We start from the raw sequence: 21,758 nt of genomic DNA, 5'->3' as shown, positions 1-21,758 counted from the left end.
AAAGAAGTTAAACTACAAAAAGATTTCTGTAGCTTAACTTTATGTTTAAACATCAACTTTTTCCATATGATTTGCATACCATCTACTAAATAGTATTTTCAAAGAAGCTGCAAGTGGTACTCCTATAAGCATTCCTATAAGACCACCAACATTTCCACCTATAAGTATTGCAAGCATAGTAAATACTGGATGTAACCCTACACTATCACCAACTATTTTAGGTGCTAATAGATTATTGTCTATTTGCTGAACCACAAGCATTCCTATGATTGCCCATACGGCAGTTATTGGTTCTCCACTTAATAAAGCCATAACTACAGCAAGTATAGTTCCTACAACTGGTCCTATATATGGTATCATGTTACAAATACCAGCTATTATACCTATAACTAAGGCATAGTCTATTCCTATAAGGAATAATGCAATTGTTGATAATACTCCAACCATAAATGCTTCTAATAGTTGTCCTTTTATATAATTATTAAAAGTATCATTGATTATATTAAATATTTCTTTCAACTTATTTCCAGACTTGCTCTTTCCAAAGATAAGATTAAAAATCTTATTCCATAAATCCATAAAGTATTCTGAATCCTTTATAAGATAAATACTAAGAACTAAAGCTATAAAAAATGTTGCAATATTTCCACCTGTATTAACTACAAAGTTCCCCATAGCCCCTATACTGTTTGTTACATATACCTGTATAGAACTTACTATTTGCGCTATTTTATCATTTAAATTTCCTCCAAGAAGAGAAATATTTAAACTTTCTAGCTTTTCACTTATAGAATTTACTGAAAGAGTTGAATTGTTTAAGTAATCAGTTAAATACGCGGTCATATTTGTTATGGATGTATTATTTGAAAGTTTGCCTCCAACCATGATATATATACCAGAAATTATAGCTATAAATATTGCCATTACTAATATGTACATAGTTACTATTCCAACTGTTCGTCTTGTGCCTTCTTTTTTAAATATGTTATTTTTTCTTAAAAATTCTTCAATAAATTTAACTCCAGGATAAAGTAGATATGCTATTATTAATGCTATAAAAAGAGGCTTTACTAACTGCATAAAATATCCTATTGTTCGTGAAATAAAATTAATTATTCCTCCTATATTATCGAAAAGACTTATACCCGCATAAATTAAAAGAGCCGTTCCTGCAAAATATAAGCAATACTGTATTAGTTTTTTATCTAATTTCATTAATGCCAAATCCTCCTGAATAATGTATTATAATTTTCATTACCTTATTATATGGTTATTTATAATTATAATAAATATATGTCAATCAGTAAAGAACAAATAATTTCTAATATGTAAAAACCATTATCACAAATGTAATAATGGTTTTTATTTTATAAGCTTTCTAATTCTTTACATATATTATCAATTTCGTTATAACTGCTTGTCATATCTACTATGCTTTTATTTAATTCATTTATTGCTAAAAATATTTGCTCCATAGATGCTGCTGTTTCTTCAACATTATCGCTGATATTATGAACAGAATCTAAGGAATCTTTCATAGATTTCTCTAATATTCTATACTGAGAACTAACATTTTTTGAATGACTAAGTACATTCGAGGTATTAGAATTAACATTTTTAAATAAATCTTTTACATCATTTGTATGGTCATTACAAGCCTGTATAGATTTTTGCTCTTTAAGTATTTGATTTGCAACTACTTGCGTTTTATTTGATATATTATTAAGTATTGATTCAACTTTATCTGTTGATGCTTTTGAGTCCTCTGCCAATTTTCTAACTTCTTCAGCTACTACAGCAAACCCCTTACCATGTTCTCCAGCTCTTGCTGCTTCAATTGATGCATTAAGTGCCAAAAGATTCGTTTGCTCTGATATTTCTGTAATACTGTTTATTATTTGTACTATTTTGCTATTTTCTTCACTTAGCTCAGTTATTAATGAAACTACACTAGTAATATCTGAATTAACCTTATTCATTTCTGATGATAGTATATCCACTTTATTTGTACCTTCTAACACAACATTTTCCGTAGACCTTGAAAGTTCTTCCATAGTTCTTATTGCGTTTGTAACTTCCTCAACCTTTTCTACGCCGACTTCCATGACAGATTTCATGCTGTCTACTACCTCTACTTGATTTGAAGCTCCTGCTGAAACCTCACTAGTTGAGCTTGTAATCTCCTCTGTTATCTGACCTGTTGAAGAGATTCCATTTCTTATTTTTTTGTTAGCATCTGTTAAAGTTTTTATAGTGGTGTATATCTTTTCTAATAATACTTCTGCTTTTTGTTTTGCCTCTTTCGTTTCTTTATGGTTGTCTTCTATGTTCTTATATATTGTTTTTGTTATAAATGCATTAATAGATAGTACAGCTGATGCTGCTACAATGTATAATATGTAAAATATCAATTCTTCATAGCCTACAGAAGCAAATAGGCTTGTCTTATATGTTAAAAAGAAATATATGATTAATGCTGAGGATACCAGAGCCTCTATTATCAATACTTTAAAATCTTGATAAACACTAATAAGCATTACCCCATAATAAATCAAAATAAAATTTGCCCAATTAGGATCAGATATAAACATTATAAATATTACGACCCCATACATAAATATCCCAAAATACATAGCCGGTATGATTTTTTTTCTTAGCACTAGAATGATGTCAACTAAAGCTAAAGGTATAGCTGCCGCTATTAAAATCACTATAGCCTTTTGATCTACTTTCAAAATAACATCAAATATAACTCTTAATATTACGGATCCTATAAATCCTGCAAGCATAATCTTATTTTTTAAATCAATGTTCTTTTTATAATCCATTGTCTTTCCCCCTCTTAGAGATTGTATAATAATCATCCTTAATATGTTTTAATATCCATCTATATATATTTTCGTCATAATCTCCCTAATAGTTTATCATGTTATTATATTTTCTTCTATATTATCTCAAACTTTATTACATAATTCCTCATTTTTCACTAAAGGTTCATTTTTATACATAAAAAAATAATCCATTATATATATTTTTTAGTAAAATAGTAACTACTTATATAAAATTTTGTTTTTGTAAGTTCAAAAATACTAAATATTATTGAAAGCAGGGTGAACTTAAAATGAATGTGAAAATAAAAGCGATAGACTATTATCATCCAAAAACAAAATATTCAAACGAATACTTTTTAGATCATTTCTCTAAACAAGGAGTAGACATTTCTGGGCTTTTAAAAGTTACAGGGAGAAAAGAGAGATATATTTCAGAAGATCCATATGAAAACTCTTTGATTATGGCAATTGAAGCCTGTACAAAAGTTTTAAGAACTTCTGACATAGATCCAACCGATATAAATCTAGTTGTTTTTGTATCCTCAACCCCAGAGTATTTATCTCCTACAAATGCTGTTAAAATACATGAAGCTTTAGGTTTAGGTAAACAAACTAATGCATATGATATGAACGGTAATTGCTCTGGAATGATCAATGCTTTTGATCAAGTTTGCAGAACTATGAAAAGTAATAATAGAATAAAATATACACTTTTAGTTGGCTCAGATTTACTTATTAGATATTCTAGAAAATCCGAAGCTATAACTTATGCTAACTTTGGTGAATCAGCTTGTGCAGTTTTATTAGAAAATGTTGATAACGGTCCTTCCGATTTTATAGATAGCTCCTCTTATGTGGACAGTTCTTTAAGCTGCTATATAAACTTCCCACCTGAAGGATTCTCAAATGTTCTTGCAACCGAAGAAGCACCTGAAAAAGATAACAGAATAATAGAGTGGATAGACTTTAATACAGACGATGCTTTTGCAAGTTCTGTAGATTCAATAAATGATATTTTAGGAAGAAATAATTTAACTAAAAAGGATGTTAAACTTTATTGTTTATCTCAATTTGCAAAAAAAAATATTGATATGATTCAAGCTACGCTAGAAGAACCAGTTGAGAAATTTCCTTTTGTTGGAGACAGGTTTGGTTACACAGGTGTAACTAGTCCATTTTTAGCTTTAGCTGATTCTATAAAAAATGGTAACCTTAATCCTGGAGACCATGTTATTCTTTGGACAGTAGGCGCTGGAGTAATAGCTTCCTGTGTTCTTTTAAGATATTAAATAATAAAGAGTTGTTCAAGCCTAAGCTATGGACAACTCTTTATTTCTTACATATAAATCACTGTTATTGCTTTAGCCATAAAGCTGGTACTGAGCTTGGTTCCCAACCTACTAATGAGGTATGGGCTTGACGGCACATATAGGTGCCACCATTATAAGTTACTATATCACCAACTTTATATGCATGATTTGGAACCCATGCATTGTTATTTGTAGAACTTGAAACTGTTACTGATATCTGATTCGAAGTAACTGTTTTACTACCATCACTTAATTCACATTTATATGAATAAGTGCCTGGAGTTTTTGATGTAATATTATAGTTAATAGTTTTACTTGCCTGCCCAACAGTTAAACTTCCTGAGGTTATTACAGTTGTTCCTTCATAAATCTTATATGAAGTTGCAGTATTATAGCCTGGAATTACTGCAGATATTGTATAGTTTCCACTCGTAACAGCTGAAGAGCTTAAAGTTGCTGCTTTAAGTGTGTTAGTAGGTGGAGTTAAATTATTAAAATAGTTTCTGAAATAGTTTGACCAATTATAGTTTGTATACTTATCCCAATTTATTGACCAAGTCATAAGCCCTCTTAGATTAGGGTATTTATTATTAATCTTATAACTTCCAACGGTTCCTCCATAAATTAATCCATCTAAAGCGCTTTGAACTTCAGAATTTGAAACATATCCATTTCCCGCACTATTACAGCTTGGAACACCAATAACAACTTGATCTTGTCTTAATGCTGGGAAGAAATAATTAGGATCATTATTTACATTAAAGCCAGTTAATAACATATCAGCTAAAGATGCATAAAATTCACCAGTTCCCATGGATTGTGCCTTTCCATTTATATCATTTATCGAACCCGAATTGTAATATTGTACTTGAACCCAATTTAAATAATCCCTAAGTCCATAGATTACTGGCAAAAATGATCCTGCTCTATTATCAACATATGAATTTAATCCGCCATAATAGGTATGTCCAAGTTGAACAAAAAAAGTTTCAGGTGCCATAGTTAAAACAAAATTCGTACCGTATTTTGCTTTTAATTGTTTTAATGCACTAATAGTATTAACTATAACTGGCGTTGTAGGATTCTTAAAGTCCTTATCTCCTGCATCTAAATGAAGTGAATGTCCTTCAAAATCTACATCTAATCCATCTAAACCATATTTATCAATAATATTACTTACAGAATTAACAAAACTAGTAACAGCTCCAGCACTTGTTAGTTGAACCTCTCCGTTTTGTCCTCCTATAGATAGTAAAACTTTTTTCCCTTTGCTTTGAAGATATTGAACATCACTTTTAAATTCTGAATCTGTTGCATTATATGGAGTAAATCTTATATCTCCAGAGGTAACTGTAGTTGGTTCTCCAAAGGAAATATTAATAACATCAAAATTTGATGAAACATCTCTAAGTTTAATGTCTCCCGAACCATTATTAAAATTATGCCAGTAACCTACTAAGACATGAGTTGGAATAGCACTTGATGTTACAGCAGATACTGTTTTTGTATTCCCTAATACTACCCCCGTAACCATAAGTGTTGTCATAGCTATAACAGAAACAGCCTTTTTAATTAATTTACTTTTAATCAAAATTTTTCGCTCCTTTTATTTTTTGTATATCATATGGATATTATTGTAGTTTATTCTTTAGTTTCATTACCTAATAAGCTATTTTCATGCTTTACTTTGTAAAAGGCACCAAAGTTATCCTTTGGTGCCTTCAATATTTATTAATACATTCTATAATCTTCTATTGCGCTTTAATATATTTAATATGCTTGTATTATTGGTTATAACTCTTGGTATCTTTATCTGATTTTTAGATATTCCTTTATTGAATAAGTATTGTTTAACTGAATTAAATGTCTTGGGTGCTAGGATTATAACCTTTACCTTTCCTAATCTATTAGTATTTCTTGCTCTATCATAAGCTAAATTAGAATTTTTAATTTCCTTATCTAGTTTTTCTTCTATCAATCTCACAGTAGAAATAGAAATGTCATTCTTAAACTCACAGTAGAAAATATATCTTCCAGGTGTAATAGAATTATCAGGTAATGTTGTATAATCAACCAAACTTAAGTTTAAATATTTCATTGTTTTTTTTATTGAATTTGTTATATGTTCTTCATTAGTCTTTTCAGATACCATATTAAGCAGCTGGTTTTTTCTACATACAAATTCAACCTCTGGACAGCCGTTATAAAATCCTACCACTTTAATGATATCTCCTATTCTATATCTATAAAACCCTGCATAATTAGTAACTACTATTTCATATTTTTCACCCAATCTAATCTCATCTAAGCTTAAGGTATCTCCGCTTTCTGTTTCCCCATCCTTAACATGAATGAATTCATAAAAAGCTGTATCTGGGACAATTACATATCTTATTTTATCCGCATATGGATTAATTCCAATCATAGCTTCACTGGCTGCATAAACAGGAGAATATATAGGTACTGAGTCTGTATAATGATTTACCTTATCATCATATATAGAAAAGTTTGCTCCTGTTACTGTCGCTATATATGATAGCCTTGGCCATATTCTCTTAGCTATTCCTTCAAATCCTATTTTAAACTCTTTTTCCAATTCATCCGCTCTAGTAGAATTAGGAGCAATAAGCTTATTTAATTTTTCACTAATAGTCTTATCTATGTTTAAGTTATTATTTATACGACCTTTCCTTATATCATTTACTAAGTCTTGATGTTTCTCCTCTAAAATTCTCAGTAAGTCTAATATATTTGAAATAAAAATTCCATTTATATATGAAAGTCTAGATTCTTCCAATGCAAATAATAAATGCAAGTAATAGGCAGTTTCCTTGTCTTTTATTTCCATAACTTCTATTGGTGAAGTATATAAAAATGGTAATAGAGGTTTTATACTTTTAATTCCTCCAGAGGTTGCTGAACAAATAGGTACTTCTCCTTCAGTTTATGTGGTCATCACTATATCAGCTATCATTAGCCCTTTATCCAATTTCCAAGTATCCTTAAAATTATTATAGGTAAATTTATTAATAAGTAAGGCCATATACTTTGCTGCAACTTTTCTACTGCTTTTCGTACAAGGGATTAATTTTTGTTTACCTGTAGTTCCTGATGTATGACTAAAATATATTACATCTTCACTAACTAAAACATTTTTCTCACCCTCTGCCATTCTATTTATATAACTCTCATAATCCTTATATTCACTTAACTTAACCTTATCCTTAAATACTTTTATTGACTTAATAGACTTAAATTTGTACTTAATTCCAAATTCACTTTTAGAATTGTTTTTTAATATCTTAAATAACAGTTCATTGTTTACCTTACTGTAATTTTCCGTACTTGAGTTGAATTTCTTTTCAACTATTCCCCCACCTTGTAGCATCATTTTATATATCATTTTGCTTATTATACTCGTGATAAAACACTCCTCCTAGATTTTTCCATAATTAATATATGAAAAATCTAGAAGAAGTGCCTATCGGTACTGATAAATATTGTGTTTTTTTACCTTTAGTATAGGTTTAAATCCTTTTGGATACTACATTGTCAATTATTCATTTACAGGAACTAAGTGTTTAAATTCCTAACCCACTTCTTATCATTTTCTCAGTAAGGTACAAATAATCTCCGTTATATTTTATACTTCCTTTAGCTAATAGTATAGCTATTCCATGAACCATACTCCACATAGTCAAGATTCTTTCAGTGTACTCAGTGTCATCTATATTAATTTCTTTTAAATATCTTTCAGCAGAATTTTTAAATACTTCAAAAGCACTTCCTTCATAAGAATTAAATTTATTTTCTTCTATCTTTATTGGTGTACTATTCCCCCATAAAAACATGAAATTTAAGTATTCTGGATTTTCAACCATAAATTTCACATAGGCTTTTCCCATTTCGATGATTTCTTCTTTAGGTGAAAATTTATACTTATTCGTAGATTCTGATAGCGCTATATTAAAACTTTTCCACACTTTTTTGATAATCTCTTCTATTAGTTCTTCTTTATCTTTAAAATGCTTATATGGCGCAGTATGACTAACTCCACACATACTAGCAACCTTTCTTAAAGAGAATTTCTCAAAGCCCTCCCTATTTAACAATAACAATCCTTTATCTATAAGCTCTTGCTTTAAATCTCCATGATGATAATTTTCTCTATTCATATCTTCCTCCTAGAAATAAAAAATATTTCTTTATTAAATTATATCATTATATGTTGACAGTGTAAACTTGCCGACATATAATGGAATAAAGTTTACACCGTAAACATAGTTTCTTAAGGGGGATTAATAAATGAAAATAATAGTTTTAAACGGAAGTCCAAAAGGTGATATAAGCGTTACTATGCAGTATATCAAATACATTCAAAAGAAATTTCCTAAACATGAACTTAATATAATTAATATTGCACAGCAAATAAATAAACTTGAAAAAGACTTGAACTTTTTTGGGGAAGTTATAGATGAAATAAATCTTAGTGATGGAGTAATCTGGGCATTTCCTCTTTATTATCACTTAGTTGCATCTCAATATAAAAGATTTATTGAATTAATTTTTGAAAGAAAAGTCACTAATTCTTTTAAAGGCAAATACGCCTGCGCCTTAGCTACATCAATTCACTTTCAAGATCATACTGCAATAAACTATATAAATGCTATTTGCGATGACCTAGGCATGAACTTTGTAGATTATTTATCCTTGCATATGGATGATTTAGAAAAAGAAAGCAGTAGAAAACTTATTTTAGCCTTTTATGAAAATTACTTTAATGCAATTAATAACAAAATTACTACAACTAAAAACTACTCTAAATTATCCTATAATCCAATAGTCTATAAAAGTGAAGCTACTTTTAACAAAATAGATACTTCTAATAAAAAGTTAACTCTAATAACTGACTCTCTTGAAAATAGCAATCTATCAAATATGATCAATACTTTTAGCTCCTTTTTTATAGATGATATAGAAATAATTAATCTTCAAGAAATAGATATAAAAGGTGGCTGCTTAGGTTGCATAAAATGTGGATATAACTATGAGTGTGTTTACACTGGAAAAGATGAATTTATAGATTTTTATAATAATAAAATTAGAAATTCAGATATAATAATTTTTTGTGGAGATATTAAAGACAGATATTTATCTTCTCTATGGAAAAGATTTTTTGATAGAAGCTTTTTTAACACCCATACTCCGACTATTACAGGTAAGCAGATTGGATTTATTATATCAGGTCCATTAACTCAAATACCTAACCTTAAACAAATATTTGAGTCCTATACCCAGTGGCAGAGAGCAAATCTAGTAGACTTTGTTACAGATGAATATTCTTCTATAAATGAAATAGATAATCAGCTTTATGCTTTAGCTTTAAAAGCTATAAACTTATCATTAGCTGATTTCATTAAACCATCAACTTTTCTTGGTGTTGGAGGTATGAAGATTTTTAGAGATGATATTTACGGTAAACTTAGATTTCCTTTTTTAGCAGATTATAAAGCCTATAAAAAATTAGGTATATTTGATTTTTCACATAATTCTCTTAAATATAAAATAATGAGTACAATATTTTTAATAATGACTAAGTTTCCTAAGATAAAAAATGAAATATATTCAAATCAAATAAAACCCGGCATGATTCAAAAGTTAAAGAAAATTGCTGAAGATCCAAATATATAAGAAAAAGATTGCCAGTAATAAATAATCACTGGCAACCTTTTATTTTTCAATAACGTATATCATATTAGGATATATTTTCCTTAACACTTCATCTGAATAATGTTTATCTAAATATTTATCAAGAAAAGATACCGCTTGTATTCCTTCACGTCTTTCAGTTTGCCTCTCTACTACCAAACCTGAAATACCTGTATTAAATATCATAAATATAAATAATACCCATGTTAAAGAAACTCCTATTCTATTTGGGATTTTTTCGATTAGATTTGATAAAACTGGATATATTTGTTTTACCCATATAAGCGCTAATATTCCCCAGAAAAAACAATACAATAAACTAATTCTACCATTTAAATTAAAATTCATCTGGCTATATTCCCATGAAACTGTTCCAAATATCTTTTCTTGCACCCAACTGCATAAATACTCGTAAACTCCTCCAACTAACATTCCTCCAACAAATACCCACAAATCACGTTTATTATATAACCAATATAAACTCAAAGTTATTATAACAGCTCCAAAGCCATATACAAGATTAAATGGTCCATATATAAGACCACTTCTGCTCTCAATTCTAAAGCGTGTTATAATGCACCAAATAGTTTCAATAACCACTCCTAAAATACATCCTATAAAAAAAATCCAAAAAATTTTGTAGCAGTTTAACCCACTAGCAAAAGATTTATTTGTTTTTTCTAAAGAATTTTTATTATCTTCTATCATCCTACCTTTCTCCTTTAAAATTTCTTCTCCTTCTACTTATATGTATTTACCTAATTATATACCATTAAATTTTAAATAATCTCTTCTCATCCATCTTTCTTTCTCATGAATTAAAAAACTTAGAAATGAGAAGATAATAGCATTATTTACTAATAAACCCTACAGACATTCAACTATATATAGTATTTCAACTTTTGCATTGCACAATATATTGTGTGTAAAATATATTAATGAAGTTTTTATTTGAAGGAGATTTGTTTTATGAATGACTTATATAAACTAATAACTAGATATTTTACTAAAGAATTAGACACTACTAATAAGAGTGTTTATGATCTTTTTAAATGGAAAAACGTATCTGTTCATATTGTAGACTACAAAACTAATAAAACCATTTTTTCTAGAGAAGATTTAGAATTTCCTGACTTTTATTCACAAAATGCATGTAATATTATAGCAAGTAAATATTTTAGACAAAGTGGTGTTCCAAACACTCTTGGTTATGAAAGAAGCATGAAGGAAATAACTCATAGATTAGTTAACTTTTGGACTGCTTATGCTTTAGAACAAGGACTTATAAATAAAGAAAACTCTCAAATATTTTATGACGAACTTGCTTTTGCTCTCTTAAATCAAATGTGGGCTCCTAACTCACCTCAATGGTTTAATACTGGATTAAAACTCTCTTATAATATAAGTAAGGAAGCTGAGGGACATTTTTATTATGATGAAGAATTAGGTAACATTCTTCAATCAAAAGATGCATACACTAGGACTCAAGGTTCTGCATGTTTTATAAACAAAATTGAAGATAAGCTACTTGGCCCTGGTTCTATTACAGATTTAATAACTACTGAAACTAGACTTTTCAAACTTGGTTCTGGTACAGGTACCAATTTCTCAAACATAAGAGCATTAGATGAACCTTTATCTGGTGGCGGCAAATCCTCAGGCCTAATGTCTTTTTTAAAGGTACTTGATAGAAATGCAGGTGCTATAAAATCTGGTGGAACTACTAGAAGAGCTGCAAAAATGGTTTGTTTAGATTATGACCATCCAGAGATAATGGATTTTATAACTTGGAAATCAAGAGAAGAACAAAAAGTAAGAGATTTAGGTAAGATGGGGTATGACATAGGTTTTGAAGGAGAAGCATATGAAACTGTTTCTGGTCAAAACGCTAATAATTCTGTACGTTTTTCAGATGAATTTATGAAAAAGGCTACCACTAATTCTGATGAAACTATTCTTCTTAAAGGAAGAAAAACTGATGCTGTTAATAGAGTAATCTCAGTAAAAGAATTGTGGGATAGCTTTAATGAAAGTTCTTGGAATTGTGCAGATCCAGCTCCCCAATTTGATGATACAATAAATGCATGGCACACTTGCCCTGCTGGAGAAGATGGTCTATATGATGCTAAACACAACAGAATCAATGCATCAAATCCTTGTTCTGAATATCATTTCCTTGATGATACCGCATGTAACCTAGCAAGTATAAACATAAGAAAATTTTACGATGAACATAAGAAAGCCTTTGATTTAGATGCTTTAACACATCTAACTGCATTAATTCAAGTTGTTTTAGATACCACAATTTATCAAGGTCAATTTCCTACAGAAGAAATTGCAAGAAAATCCTTTATGTTTAGGACCACTGGTCTAGGTATTGCTAATACTGGCTCAACTTTAATGGCTATGGCAATTCCTTATGATAGTGAAGAAGGAAGAACAATTTCTGCAGCTTTAATGGGAATTGTTACTGGATATTCTTATTATGTTTCTTCACTTATGGCTGAGAAAATTGGTACTTTTCCGAAGTTTGATATTAATAAGGAATATATGTTAAAAGTAATTAGAAATCACTCAAGAGCCGCAGGTGCTTTATCTGGTGCTTTTGAAGATTTAAATTATACTCCAATTAAAGTTAACCATAAAATTTTAAATGAGCTTTCTTTAAACAATTTATCTGAAACCTTAAAAACTTCTTGGAACTTAGCTTATTCACATGGAAGTGAAGTTGGGTTTAGAAATGCTCAAGTAACAGTGATAGCTCCTACAGGTACAATTGCCTTAGCAATGGATTGTGATACTACTTCCATAGAGCCTTTTTTCTCACATATAGTATGGAAAAATCTAAGCGGTGGTGGTTACATGAAACTTGTTAACTCCACTATTAAAACTGCTTTAGAAAGCTTAAATTATAGCGGTGCAGAAATTTCATCTATAGTATCATATATAGATGAACATGGCAAAATAGAAGGAGCTCCTTATTTAAATAAAAATCATTATTCAATTTTTGACACTGCAAATAAGTCTTCTGGAGGATATAGATTTATCTCTCCTATGGGGCATGTTAAAATGGTTGCTGCTTTAACTCCCTTTGTTTCTGGAGCTATTTCTAAAACTGTAAATCTTCCTAATGATGCTACTATAGAAGATTTTAAAGAGGTTCATGAAGAAGCCTGGAAACTTGGAGTAAAATGTATAGCACTATACAGAGATGGCTCAAAGGTTTCACAACCACTTAATGTATCATTAGATGGTACCACTAAGTCTCTTGAATCTATGAATTATAAAGAACTATTAGATTATGCTAAGTCTCTTGAAAATAAGATTAAAAATATACCTTCTAAAATAGATATTTCAAGTGAACTCATCCCAGAAGGTCATCATAAGGTAAAATGCAATAATTGTGGAAGTGAACAAATAGTTCCTAATGGAACTTGCTCTTTATGCTTAGTTTGTGGTTCTACAAGTGGTTGTAGCTAAAATAGAAAAGGACTGCTGAAAACAGCTAGTCCTTTCTATTTGTATATTATAAGTCTGTTATTTTCTTAAATTTATACCCTTTAGTTTCAAGTAACTTAACTACTCTATGTAAAGTTGACTCTTCTGAGTATGTATAAGTTGGATAACCAGTATCATCCTTAGTAATCTTTATATCTTCAAACTCTATATTAGGATGATAGAAAAAAGACGCCATAACATCAGCTGGTAATTTGTTGATTTTGTTAAGCATGTTATCTGTATCTTGTTTACCATCTATACAATCTAAGTAAGCTGGTATATATTTTGCAGTTCTTGTTTCATTTTTTGCACTTACTATATATTTTGACCCATCTTTTTTAGGCTGATATATATAATCAAACTCTTTTTCTATAACTCTAAAATTATCATCTGATCCAGCATAATGACCAGTCTCAAAAAAGTATGGCTTAATATCTAATTTATTTGCAGTATCACGTGCTGCTTTAATTCTCTCTTCTGTAAATTCTTTAGTATAAGATTTTGGATCCTTTGAATTTGCAAATTCTTTTCCTTCAATACTAGCATCATCTCCTGCTTGATGAGTATATCCATGAAGTCCTATAAGTCCACCTCTGTCCTCAAAATAATCTAAAGTAAATAAAAAGTCTGAATAATACATATTATTTTCTTTAGTTAAATCATTATCCTCATTTCTTTTAGGATCCATATATCTTGGAACCCAAGCAACATGAAAAGGTATTCCTTCAGAGTACATATAATCTGAAACAATTCTTAATTTTTCTAAAGTTTCTTCATTTACGTATCTATAATTTTTACTAACTCCAATATCTTCTATTCTTATAAGTGCTGTTTTAGGTGAGTCTCCAACTTCTTTTTTATCAATCTTTTCTCTATTATTAAAGAAAGTGATAGTTTTATTATCAAAACTCCAATCAGTTTTAAAATTTAAAATCTTAGTAAAATCAAACATTGATATGTAAACTATGTCTTCAGAAATCATTAATTTTTTCTTTAAATTCTGAGTTTTATCATTAATTGTAAAATTGTTATCTTTAGTGTTTATGCTTATGTCATTTCCATTTAGAGATATTTTAATTGCATCTCCTTCTTTAGTTATCTTTCCTTCTAACCTTTCAACTATCTCTGTTAATGGTAGGTAATACCTATTGTTCTCAACATAAATAGGTAAAGTTGTGTCTAGATTTTTCCCTTCAAATTTAATTTTAATATCATCTTTATTCAAAGATAATTCTTTAAAATTACTGTAATCAAATTTTTTCTCTTCATTAGTGTCAGTTTGACCATCTCCTGAAACTGCTACTGTCTTGCTTGTACATCCATAAATTCCAGTTGATAAAACTAACATCATTAAGATGCTAATCGATATTTTTTTTAGTATATTTTTTTTCATTTCTGTCCCCCCATAATATAAGTTACCTATCCATAGTACTATAAAATGTACATTTTTTGTATAATATTGACTAAATTTAAGATAAAAATAATAATTATTTAACTTATTAATTTTTCATTGAAATATATTTGTACCCTGTATTCACTTAACTTACTATTTAGAACTTTTTTTTAACTCTTTTCATATATTAAAAAGTGAATACAAAGGAAGGTGATAAACATGTCTGTGATTTTATCTGCAATGCTATTTGCCTTATATTCAAATCTTGATAACTTAGTTATAGGCATAGCTTATGGTATAAAAAAGATAAATATAAAAATATTTTCTAATCTTATAATAGCTTTTATAACTTCTACAGGAACATTTTTAGCAATGTCCATAGGATTTTATATAACTAATTTTCTACCACACAATATAGCTAATGCTCTAGGCTCTTTATTAATTATTTTCTTAGGGGGATATTTTATATATAAAAGTGAAAGCAACCTTATAAATAACAGCAAAAGCAATGATCTAGCTTTAAAAGATATAGATGACATGATTGAATATGCAAAAAAAACTGATTTAGATAACTCTGGAGACATAAACATGAGAGAATCTCTTTTAATTTCTTTTGGTTTGGCACTTAATAACTTAGGTTCAGGAGTTGCTGCTAGTGTAACTGGAATTAGCATTTCATTAACCGTAATCTTTACCTTTATATTAAGCATTTTCACTATTATTATAGGACAATATTTAGGAAATAGTTTCTTAGGAAAGCTATTAGGAAGATATGCGCCTTTATTATCTGGATTTTTATTAATTATACTTGGTATTTTAGAATTAATTAACTAAATATATAAACAAGAGGCTGTTAATATTTGAACAGCCTCTTGTCTATATATTAATTTTATATCCTTTAAGTTCTTCTCTCAAGTTGTTCGGATTCTTAAAAACTATACCATTAATTCCAAAAACTTTAGCTGCTTCTACATTTTCTAATGTATCATCTATAAATATTGTTTCTTCTGGAATTATATTATATCTTTTAATTAATCTTAGATATATTTCTTCCTCTGGTTTAATTAGATTTTCTTTATATGAAATAATACCGCCATGAAAATAATTAAAAAATGGATATCTTTTAGTTACATTTTCATAAGCTAATAAATGAAAATTTGATAGAACATATAAATTATAGCCAGCACTTCTTATTTCTTCTAATACTTTTACTGTTCCATCTATAGGAACTAAAATATCATACCAATTATCCATGGCTAATTTAATAAGTTCAGAATTCTCCTTACTTCTTTCACATAGGACTCTTATTGCTTCTTCCTCAGTTATGGTTCCCCTATCTAACATAAGCCACTCTTCACTTTTAAATATTTCATTAAATATCTCTTTACATTTAACACTATCTTCTATTCCCCTGGCTTTTAAATAGTCTAAAGGATTAAAATCTAGTAATACATTACCTAGATCAAATACTATATTCTTAATCATTCCATCCTCCTGCATAATTTTATGATATTTTAATTATAAATTATATTTGCAATTAATGTAATAGGAGTTTCATATTAACTCAATATAATTATATATACGATTTTAAATAGTTTTTGTAGTTAATATAAATAAAAGGTTCTGCAAACCTCATCAGCTTGTAGAACCTTTTATATCTCTATCTATTTTCTTTTTGTCCCAACATAAGAGCCTACTCCTCCTGCAACATTAACAACATTAAATCCTTTGCTCGCTAAATTGCTACAGGCTCTTGAACTTCTTCCTCCAGATTGGCATACTATATAATATTCCTTATTCTTATCTAAATATCTTTCTGGCTCATTTAAAAGTTTCCCCATAGGTATATTCTTAGCGCTTCTAATACTTCCAGCTTTATATTCATATTCTTCTCTTATATCAATTAATTCAACTTTCCCTATAACATTATCAATATTATTTACATTTATTACTTTTCCAGTATTTCTTCTTAATAGATTAAACATTTTTATTTCCTCCTTCAAACTCACTTAAATTCTTAAGAACTATTATTTTCCCTCTTTCTAACTTAATGTATCCTTGTCTTTCCATAACTTTAAGCTTCCTACTTACCACTTCTCTTACAGAGTCAATCTCAAATGCCAATTGACTATGGGTTGCATATACAACCTTACTATTTCTATCCATGATAAATTTAATAATCCTGCTTTCTAAAGATTCATGCATTCTCTCTTCTTTGTTTTCTATTATTGAGCTGAACTTTTTATATAAATCTTCATACATATACATCAAAAATCCATTGCTACTTATGAGATATTTTTTAACTACATCAAAAGGAATAATGCAGATTTCTGAATCTTGAATAGCTTTTCCTGATATATTTAAAGAATTAAGTGTTGATAAACAACTTAAGGCTTCATGACAAAACTCTCCTTGTTTTATGTTATAGAGATTTGTTTCTTCCCCATCTTTATTAATCTTTTGAATCTTTATCATTCCTTTTATTACAAATACTACTCCTTGGCAGGAAGATTCATTGCTAGATATATACTCATCTGAATATAAAGTTTTAAAAGTTGCTCTTGAAGCTATTATTCCATTATTATCTTTATCTATTTTTTCGAGAACTGGATATACATTATATAATTCTTTAATATTCATTTGATAAATCTCCCTTTTCTTTTCTATATTCTAATTATATAAAGAAATCAAAAAAAATTAAGTGACTTGGTCACACAAGTATAAAAAAAGTCCCTAAGAAGTTTATATTCAACACTTCTTAGGGAAAATATCTGCAAAATCATTAACTTTTTAATTCTTTAACACTATCAAGAGCTTCTTTTAGATGTTTTCTTATTTCCTCAAGATCATACTTGGATGCCTTACTACTCTTGCTAGATTTATTATTAGTTTTATCTATATTCATATTGCTCTCCTCCTTGATCTAAATTAAGTAACATAGTTTTTTATTACTTATTACTAAGTATATCATAACCTTTATCATTTATCAAGTTTTATTATCAATTAATTTTCTTCTCTATTGATAATAAATATCTGTTGAGCTTAATATTTAGCACTATAAACATTAAATTCATTCTCTTTATAATATTATATTTAAATTAAGTGTTAATATTTCACACTAAGTTCTTTTTATTGTACAAGCTGAAAACTTTCCATACTCTTTAAATCCAAGTTTTTTATAGCAATTTATTGCACTTACATTATTATTCTTAACATTAAGTCCAATAAAATTTATTTTATTTTTTAAGCTTCTTACAAGTTCATTTACTACATTTTCTGCATAACCTCTATTTCTATAATCATGATGAGTAGTAACATGGGCTATGGCAGCGACTTGCATCTCCTCTGAATAAGCATGTATTCCAGCAAAGCTAATTAGTTTTTCCCTATTATATATACCAAAGTTCTCATTTAATTTTATAAGATCATCATCTAACCATGCTTCTGGGTAACTGTTTAAAATCAGTTCCTTTATATCATCTAAATTATTACTTCCTAATCTAACAACGTCTGTAGAAGTAATTTCTTTCATACTTACATTATTATCTATTCCCATGTTTATATACTCTTCATATTCTAAAACATCACAATCATTAAATACTTTATCTATAGTAACTTTATCAATATGCGTATAGAATTCTTTTGGGAGAAAGTTTTTTATACTTTTAATTAATTCTACTGAATAATTACTATCATCAAAACTTGCAGCTAATAAAACTGGAATTCCATAATTAATATTTAGCATTGCTATATCTTTCAGTTCCTTATTTTCAAAAAGACCATAACATATAACATTTCCCCAATTACTCTTATCAATATTATTAAACTGATAAATATAATTAAATCTAGTTTTCTCTTTTAAAAAATTGTACACCATTTCACTATCATGAATAATTTTAAGTTCCATATAACATCCTCCAAATTAATTATATAAGCTAAAGGCTCTAATCTAAAAACTTCAGCAGTTAGTATATTTTCCATTATATATATAGTATAATAAATTATGTCAATGTGTATATTAAAATTAAAATAACTTCAGTAAAGGAGAAAATCATGAAACTAGAAAAAATAGCTAATAAAATAGCTTTTACGGATGAGGCATTTACTAAAAGAATTATTTTTAAAGAAGATAAAATCTTAAACTTTGTTCTTAATTTTAAACCTGGTCAAGGTGTTCCCCCTCATAATCATGAACAAAGCGATTTGTTGGTTCATGTTTTAGCAGGTGATGGCGAAATGACTGTAGATGGTAGCCTACATAATATAACTGAAGGAGATGTTATACACTGCTATGGAAAAGAAGTTTTTAGTTTAAAAAATACAGGAACTAAAGACATGTCACTATTTATAGTACTTACACCTAATCCATCTTCTCCATATTCAAAAGAAGTTTAAAAGAACTATCCTTTTGAGATTAGCTTCTCATAAGGATAGTTCTTTTTTAAGTTCATTCTCTTCTATTTTAGTTAAGTGTCTCCACTTTCCCATTTCTATACCATCTATCTTCAAATTCATTATTCTTACTCTTTCAAGGATTTCAACATTGTAGCCAAAAGCTTTACTCATTCTTCTTATCTGCCTATTAAGTCCTTGGGTTAAGATAATTCTAAATGTATCATCACTCACTCTTGTAACTTTGCAGGGTCTTGTTTTAATATTTAATACTTCAACGCCAGCAGACATACCTTCTACAAAACTATCATCAAAGGATTTGTCTAGGGTTACCATATACTCTTTTTCATGTTCATTATCTGAATTTAATATTTTATTTGCTAGTTCACCATCATTTGTCATTAAAATTAATCCTTGAGATTCCTTGTCCAATCTTCCTACAGGAAATATGTATTCCGGATAACCCATGTATGATACTATATTTCCTTCTACTTCTTTTGCAGCTGTACAAGTAACTCCTACAGGTTTGTTTAATAATATATATACTTTATTTTTACTCACTAACGGTTTATTATCTACCAAAATTACATCAGTTTCTTCTACCCATTGACCTGGTATGCAGAGTTTTCCGTTTACTGTTACTCTCTTTTCTTCTATAAGCCGATTAGTTTCCTTCCTAGAGCAGTATCCCATATTACTAAAAAACTTATTTATTCTCATGGTACCTCATTCTCCATTCTATATTTTTTACATTTGTGCACTTATGTTTTTATGTTTTTATGTTCCTATGTTTTTATGTTTTTATGTTCCTGTGTTCTTATGTTCCTATGTTTCTATGCAGGAAGCCTCAATTAATGGTTAAAAAAGAGGTCACCACAAACTAATTTGCGATAACCTCTATCTATTAAATTTCCATTATTACAGTTAATATAATAGGATTTCTTTTTGTTCTAGTATATAAAAATTGTCCTAGAGAGTATCTTATATTGGATTTAATTACATATAAATCAGTAATCTTCTTCTCCATACATTTATCTATTTCAGCTCTTACTACCTTAGTAGCTTCATGGAGTAAGTTACCAGATTCCTTTACATATATAAATCCTCTTGTAACTATATCTGGACCAGATAAAATATTCATAGACTCTGTATCTATAGTTAAAACTACTGTTAATATCCCATCTTGAGCTAAATGTTTTCTATCTCTTAAAACTACATTTCCTACGTCACCAATTCCTAATCCATCTACCATAACAGCGCCAGTTTGGACATTAGGTCCTTTTTTAGCTTCTCTTCTAGTTAATTCTAAAGAATCACCTGTTTCTAATATAAATATATTGTTAGGATCCATTCCCAAACTTTCAGCTAACATCCCATGTTTCTTTAAATGTCTATATTCTCCATGAACAGGCATAAAGAACTTAGGTTTAATTAAATTATGAATTAATTTTAAATCCTCTTGACATGCATGCCCTGAAACGTGAACTTCTTCTATGTCATCATAAATTACTTTTGCGCCTTTTTTAAATAATTCATCTATACTTTTAGATATATATTTTTTATTTCCTGGAATAGGTGAAGCTGAAACAATTACTAAGTCACCTTCTTGAATAGTTATCTTTCTATGGGTAGCAGATGCTATTCTTGAAAGAGCTGACATTGGCTCCCCTTGACTTCCTGTAGTTATAATAGTTATTTTCTCTGGTGGATATTTATTTATGTCATCTAAGCTTATAAGGAAGTCTTCTGGTATATGCATGTAACCTAATTCAATAGCTATAGTTGAATTTTTCTCCATACTTCTTCCACTAAAAGCAACTTTTCTTCCATAATGAAGAGAAGAATTAATTATTTGTTGAAGTCTATCTAAGTTTGATGCAAAAGAGGCTACTATTACTCTTCCTTTAGCTTCTCCAAACATTCTAGTTAAGTTTTCACCTATTATTTTTTCTGAAACTGTATATCCTGGACGTTCAACATTAGTACTTTCAGCCATTAGTAAAAGAACTTTTTGGCTACCAAGCTTTGCAAAACGTTCAAAATTAACACCCTCTCCATAAGTAGGAGTATAATCTATCTTGAAGTCTCCTGTATGGAATATAACCCCTTCTGGAGTCTTAATAGCTAATGCACAAGCATCTGCTATACTATGACAGGTTCTTATAAATTCAACAGAAAAATGTTCTGTTTTAACTTCCTCTCCTGCATTTACTTCATTTAAAGTACAATCAGAAAGTATATTATGTTCTGTAAGTTTACTTTTTACTAATGCTAAGGTTAATCTAGTTCCATAAACAGGTACGTTTAACTGTTTCAATATATATGGAAGCGCACCTATATGATCTTCATGACCATGAGTTAACACTATTCCTTTAACCATTTCTTTTCTATTTAAAAGGTAAGTTATATCTGGAATTACTAAATCTACACCATACATTTCAACATCTGGAAATGCTACACCACAATCTATAACTATGATTTCATCATCATATTCTACAGCTGTTATGTTTTTCCCGATTTCACCTAATCCACCTAAGGGTATTATCTTTACTTTTTTCTTACTTTTAGCTTTATTTTTGTTATTCATTTAATCTCCAATCCAGCAAGAACTCAATCTTTCCTTGC

Annotated in this window: 18 protein-coding genes and 1 pseudogene; 5 read left to right on the top strand and 14 right to left on the bottom strand. The window is 28.9% G+C overall.

Features of this window, described 5'->3' with window-relative positions:
* Positions 1-45: 45 nt before the first annotated feature.
* Together L1S49_RS10340 and L1S49_RS10335 are read right to left on the bottom strand one after the other, a co-directional pair.
* Entirely contained in the window at positions 46-1,215 is a 1,170-nt protein-coding gene (locus L1S49_RS10340) for an AI-2E family transporter (RefSeq protein ID WP_238904182.1), read from the bottom strand.
* Between the two features lie 152 nt (positions 1,216-1,367).
* Positions 1,368-2,828, bottom strand: coding sequence for a methyl-accepting chemotaxis protein (locus L1S49_RS10335; RefSeq protein ID WP_238904180.1), 1,461 nt, complete (start codon positions 2,826-2,828; stop codon positions 1,368-1,370).
* 293 nt (positions 2,829-3,121) lie between these two features.
* On the opposite strand from L1S49_RS10335, the gene L1S49_RS10330 reads away from it, so the two are divergent.
* Positions 3,122-4,120: a 3-oxoacyl-[acyl-carrier-protein] synthase III C-terminal domain-containing protein gene (locus L1S49_RS10330; RefSeq protein WP_238904179.1), complete on the top strand. Its 999-nt coding sequence runs from the start codon at positions 3,122-3,124 to the stop codon at positions 4,118-4,120.
* Positions 4,121-4,184: 64 nt separating this feature from the next.
* Here the strand turns inward: L1S49_RS10330 and L1S49_RS10325 are convergent, their stop codons facing one another.
* The 3 genes and pseudogenes from L1S49_RS10325 to L1S49_RS10315 form a co-directional block, all read right to left on the bottom strand.
* Positions 4,185-5,732, bottom strand: coding sequence for a glycosyl hydrolase family 18 protein (locus L1S49_RS10325; RefSeq protein ID WP_238904176.1), 1,548 nt, complete (start codon positions 5,730-5,732; stop codon positions 4,185-4,187).
* A 150-nt stretch (positions 5,733-5,882) separates the two neighbouring features.
* Positions 5,883-7,529: pseudogene (locus tag L1S49_RS10320) on the bottom strand (GH3 auxin-responsive promoter family protein).
* Between the two features lie 193 nt (positions 7,530-7,722).
* The gene (locus L1S49_RS10315; RefSeq protein WP_238904174.1) at positions 7,723-8,316 is read right to left on the bottom strand and encodes a TetR/AcrR family transcriptional regulator; all 594 of its coding nucleotides are present in this window, start codon (positions 8,314-8,316) and stop codon (positions 7,723-7,725) included.
* Between the two features lie 130 nt (positions 8,317-8,446).
* On the opposite strand from L1S49_RS10315, the gene L1S49_RS10310 reads away from it, so the two are divergent.
* On the top strand, positions 8,447-9,832 hold the full coding sequence (locus L1S49_RS10310; protein ID WP_238904172.1) for an NAD(P)H-dependent oxidoreductase: 1,386 nt from the start codon (positions 8,447-8,449) through the stop codon (positions 9,830-9,832).
* Positions 9,833-9,871: 39 nt separating this feature from the next.
* On the opposite strand, the gene L1S49_RS10305 is transcribed toward L1S49_RS10310, so the two are convergent.
* Positions 9,872-10,558: a putative ABC transporter permease gene (locus tag L1S49_RS10305; protein ID WP_238904170.1), complete on the bottom strand. Its 687-nt coding sequence runs from the start codon at positions 10,556-10,558 to the stop codon at positions 9,872-9,874.
* Between the two features lie 261 nt (positions 10,559-10,819).
* Between L1S49_RS10305 and L1S49_RS10300 the strand changes: the two genes are divergently transcribed.
* Positions 10,820-13,330 carry a vitamin B12-dependent ribonucleotide reductase gene (locus tag L1S49_RS10300; RefSeq protein WP_238904168.1) on the top strand — a complete coding sequence of 837 codons (2,511 nt, stop codon included), beginning with the start codon at positions 10,820-10,822 and terminating at the stop codon, positions 13,328-13,330.
* Between the two features lie 46 nt (positions 13,331-13,376).
* Here L1S49_RS10300 and L1S49_RS10295 read toward each other — a convergent pair whose 3' ends face one another.
* A complete protein-coding gene (locus L1S49_RS10295) occupies positions 13,377-14,741 on the bottom strand; it encodes a DUF2334 domain-containing protein (RefSeq protein WP_238904166.1) in 1,365 nt (454 codons plus the stop codon).
* Positions 14,742-14,960: 219 nt separating this feature from the next.
* Between L1S49_RS10295 and L1S49_RS10290 the strand changes: the two genes are divergently transcribed.
* The gene (locus tag L1S49_RS10290; RefSeq protein ID WP_238904164.1) at positions 14,961-15,575 is read left to right on the top strand and encodes a manganese efflux pump; all 615 of its coding nucleotides are present in this window, start codon (positions 14,961-14,963) and stop codon (positions 15,573-15,575) included.
* A 42-nt stretch (positions 15,576-15,617) separates the two neighbouring features.
* On the opposite strand, the gene L1S49_RS10285 is transcribed toward L1S49_RS10290, so the two are convergent.
* The 5 genes from L1S49_RS10285 to L1S49_RS10270 all read right to left on the bottom strand — a co-directional run bounded on the left by L1S49_RS10285 (position 15,618) and on the right by L1S49_RS10270 (position 18,648).
* A complete protein-coding gene (locus tag L1S49_RS10285; RefSeq protein WP_238904162.1) occupies positions 15,618-16,226 on the bottom strand; it encodes an HAD family phosphatase in 609 nt (202 codons plus the stop codon).
* Positions 16,227-16,405: 179 nt separating this feature from the next.
* Positions 16,406-16,726, bottom strand: coding sequence for a rhodanese-like domain-containing protein (locus L1S49_RS10280; RefSeq protein WP_238904160.1), 321 nt, complete (start codon positions 16,724-16,726; stop codon positions 16,406-16,408).
* Positions 16,719-17,381: a Crp/Fnr family transcriptional regulator gene (locus L1S49_RS10275; RefSeq protein ID WP_238904158.1), complete on the bottom strand. Its 663-nt coding sequence runs from the start codon at positions 17,379-17,381 to the stop codon at positions 16,719-16,721. Before L1S49_RS10275 ends, L1S49_RS10280 begins: the two co-directional genes overlap by 8 nt.
* Before the next feature lie 142 nt (positions 17,382-17,523).
* The gene (locus L1S49_RS23235) at positions 17,524-17,646 is read right to left on the bottom strand and encodes a hypothetical protein (protein WP_275299572.1); all 123 of its coding nucleotides are present in this window, start codon (positions 17,644-17,646) and stop codon (positions 17,524-17,526) included.
* 213 nt (positions 17,647-17,859) lie between these two features.
* On the bottom strand, positions 17,860-18,648 hold the full coding sequence (locus L1S49_RS10270) for a GNAT family N-acetyltransferase (RefSeq protein WP_238904156.1): 789 nt from the start codon (positions 18,646-18,648) through the stop codon (positions 17,860-17,862).
* A 146-nt stretch (positions 18,649-18,794) separates the two neighbouring features.
* On the opposite strand from L1S49_RS10270, the gene L1S49_RS10265 reads away from it, so the two are divergent.
* The gene (locus L1S49_RS10265) at positions 18,795-19,136 is read left to right on the top strand and encodes a cupin domain-containing protein (protein ID WP_238904154.1); all 342 of its coding nucleotides are present in this window, start codon (positions 18,795-18,797) and stop codon (positions 19,134-19,136) included.
* 27 nt (positions 19,137-19,163) lie between these two features.
* On the opposite strand, the gene L1S49_RS10260 is transcribed toward L1S49_RS10265, so the two are convergent.
* Entirely contained in the window at positions 19,164-19,853 is a 690-nt protein-coding gene (locus L1S49_RS10260; RefSeq protein ID WP_238904152.1) for a 23S rRNA pseudouridine(2604) synthase RluF, read from the bottom strand.
* 184 nt (positions 19,854-20,037) lie between these two features.
* Positions 20,038-21,720 (bottom strand): ribonuclease J, encoded by a 1,683-nt coding sequence (locus tag L1S49_RS10255; protein ID WP_073016987.1) that lies wholly within the window; start codon positions 21,718-21,720, stop codon positions 20,038-20,040.
* Between the last annotated feature and the right edge of the window lie 38 nt (positions 21,721-21,758).

The sequence above is a fragment of the Clostridium sp. YIM B02506 genome (assembly GCF_022324845.1).
Classification (GTDB): Bacteria; Bacillota; Clostridia; order Clostridiales; family Clostridiaceae; genus Clostridium_T; species Clostridium_T intestinale.
Note: the sequence above shows the minus strand (reverse complement) of the source record. Positions and strands in the feature narration are given on the sequence as shown.

What these genes read in the sequence shown, in the direction of transcription:
- L1S49_RS10330 (WP_238904179.1), top strand. Translation starts at nt 3,122, where the DNA reads ATGAATGTGAAAATAAAAGCGATAGACTATTATCATCCAAAAACAAAA.
- L1S49_RS10255 (WP_073016987.1), bottom strand. Translation starts at nt 21,720, where the DNA reads ATGAATAACAAAAATAAAGCTAAAAGTAAGAAAAAAGTAAAGATAATA.
- L1S49_RS10265 (WP_238904154.1), top strand. Translation starts at nt 18,795, where the DNA reads ATGAAACTAGAAAAAATAGCTAATAAAATAGCTTTTACGGATGAGGCA.
- L1S49_RS10315 (WP_238904174.1), bottom strand. Translation starts at nt 8,316, where the DNA reads ATGAATAGAGAAAATTATCATCATGGAGATTTAAAGCAAGAGCTTATA.
- L1S49_RS10290 (WP_238904164.1), top strand. Translation starts at nt 14,961, where the DNA reads ATGTCTGTGATTTTATCTGCAATGCTATTTGCCTTATATTCAAATCTT.
- L1S49_RS10305 (WP_238904170.1), bottom strand. Translation starts at nt 10,558, where the DNA reads ATGATAGAAGATAATAAAAATTCTTTAGAAAAAACAAATAAATCTTTT.
- L1S49_RS10285 (WP_238904162.1), bottom strand. Translation starts at nt 16,226, where the DNA reads ATGATTAAGAATATAGTATTTGATCTAGGTAATGTATTACTAGATTTT.
- L1S49_RS10275 (WP_238904158.1), bottom strand. Translation starts at nt 17,381, where the DNA reads ATGAATATTAAAGAATTATATAATGTATATCCAGTTCTCGAAAAAATA.
- L1S49_RS10340 (WP_238904182.1), bottom strand. Translation starts at nt 1,215, where the DNA reads ATGAAATTAGATAAAAAACTAATACAGTATTGCTTATATTTTGCAGGA.
- L1S49_RS10270 (WP_238904156.1), bottom strand. Translation starts at nt 18,648, where the DNA reads ATGGAACTTAAAATTATTCATGATAGTGAAATGGTGTACAATTTTTTA.
- L1S49_RS10280 (WP_238904160.1), bottom strand. Translation starts at nt 16,726, where the DNA reads ATGTTTAATCTATTAAGAAGAAATACTGGAAAAGTAATAAATGTAAAT.
- L1S49_RS10335 (WP_238904180.1), bottom strand. Translation starts at nt 2,828, where the DNA reads ATGGATTATAAAAAGAACATTGATTTAAAAAATAAGATTATGCTTGCA.
- L1S49_RS23235 (WP_275299572.1), bottom strand. Translation starts at nt 17,646, where the DNA reads ATGAATATAGATAAAACTAATAATAAATCTAGCAAGAGTAGTAAGGCA.
- L1S49_RS10260 (WP_238904152.1), bottom strand. Translation starts at nt 19,853, where the DNA reads ATGAGAATAAATAAGTTTTTTAGTAATATGGGATACTGCTCTAGGAAG.
- L1S49_RS10310 (WP_238904172.1), top strand. Translation starts at nt 8,447, where the DNA reads ATGAAAATAATAGTTTTAAACGGAAGTCCAAAAGGTGATATAAGCGTT.
- L1S49_RS10300 (WP_238904168.1), top strand. Translation starts at nt 10,820, where the DNA reads ATGAATGACTTATATAAACTAATAACTAGATATTTTACTAAAGAATTA.
- L1S49_RS10295 (WP_238904166.1), bottom strand. Translation starts at nt 14,741, where the DNA reads ATGAAAAAAAATATACTAAAAAAAATATCGATTAGCATCTTAATGATG.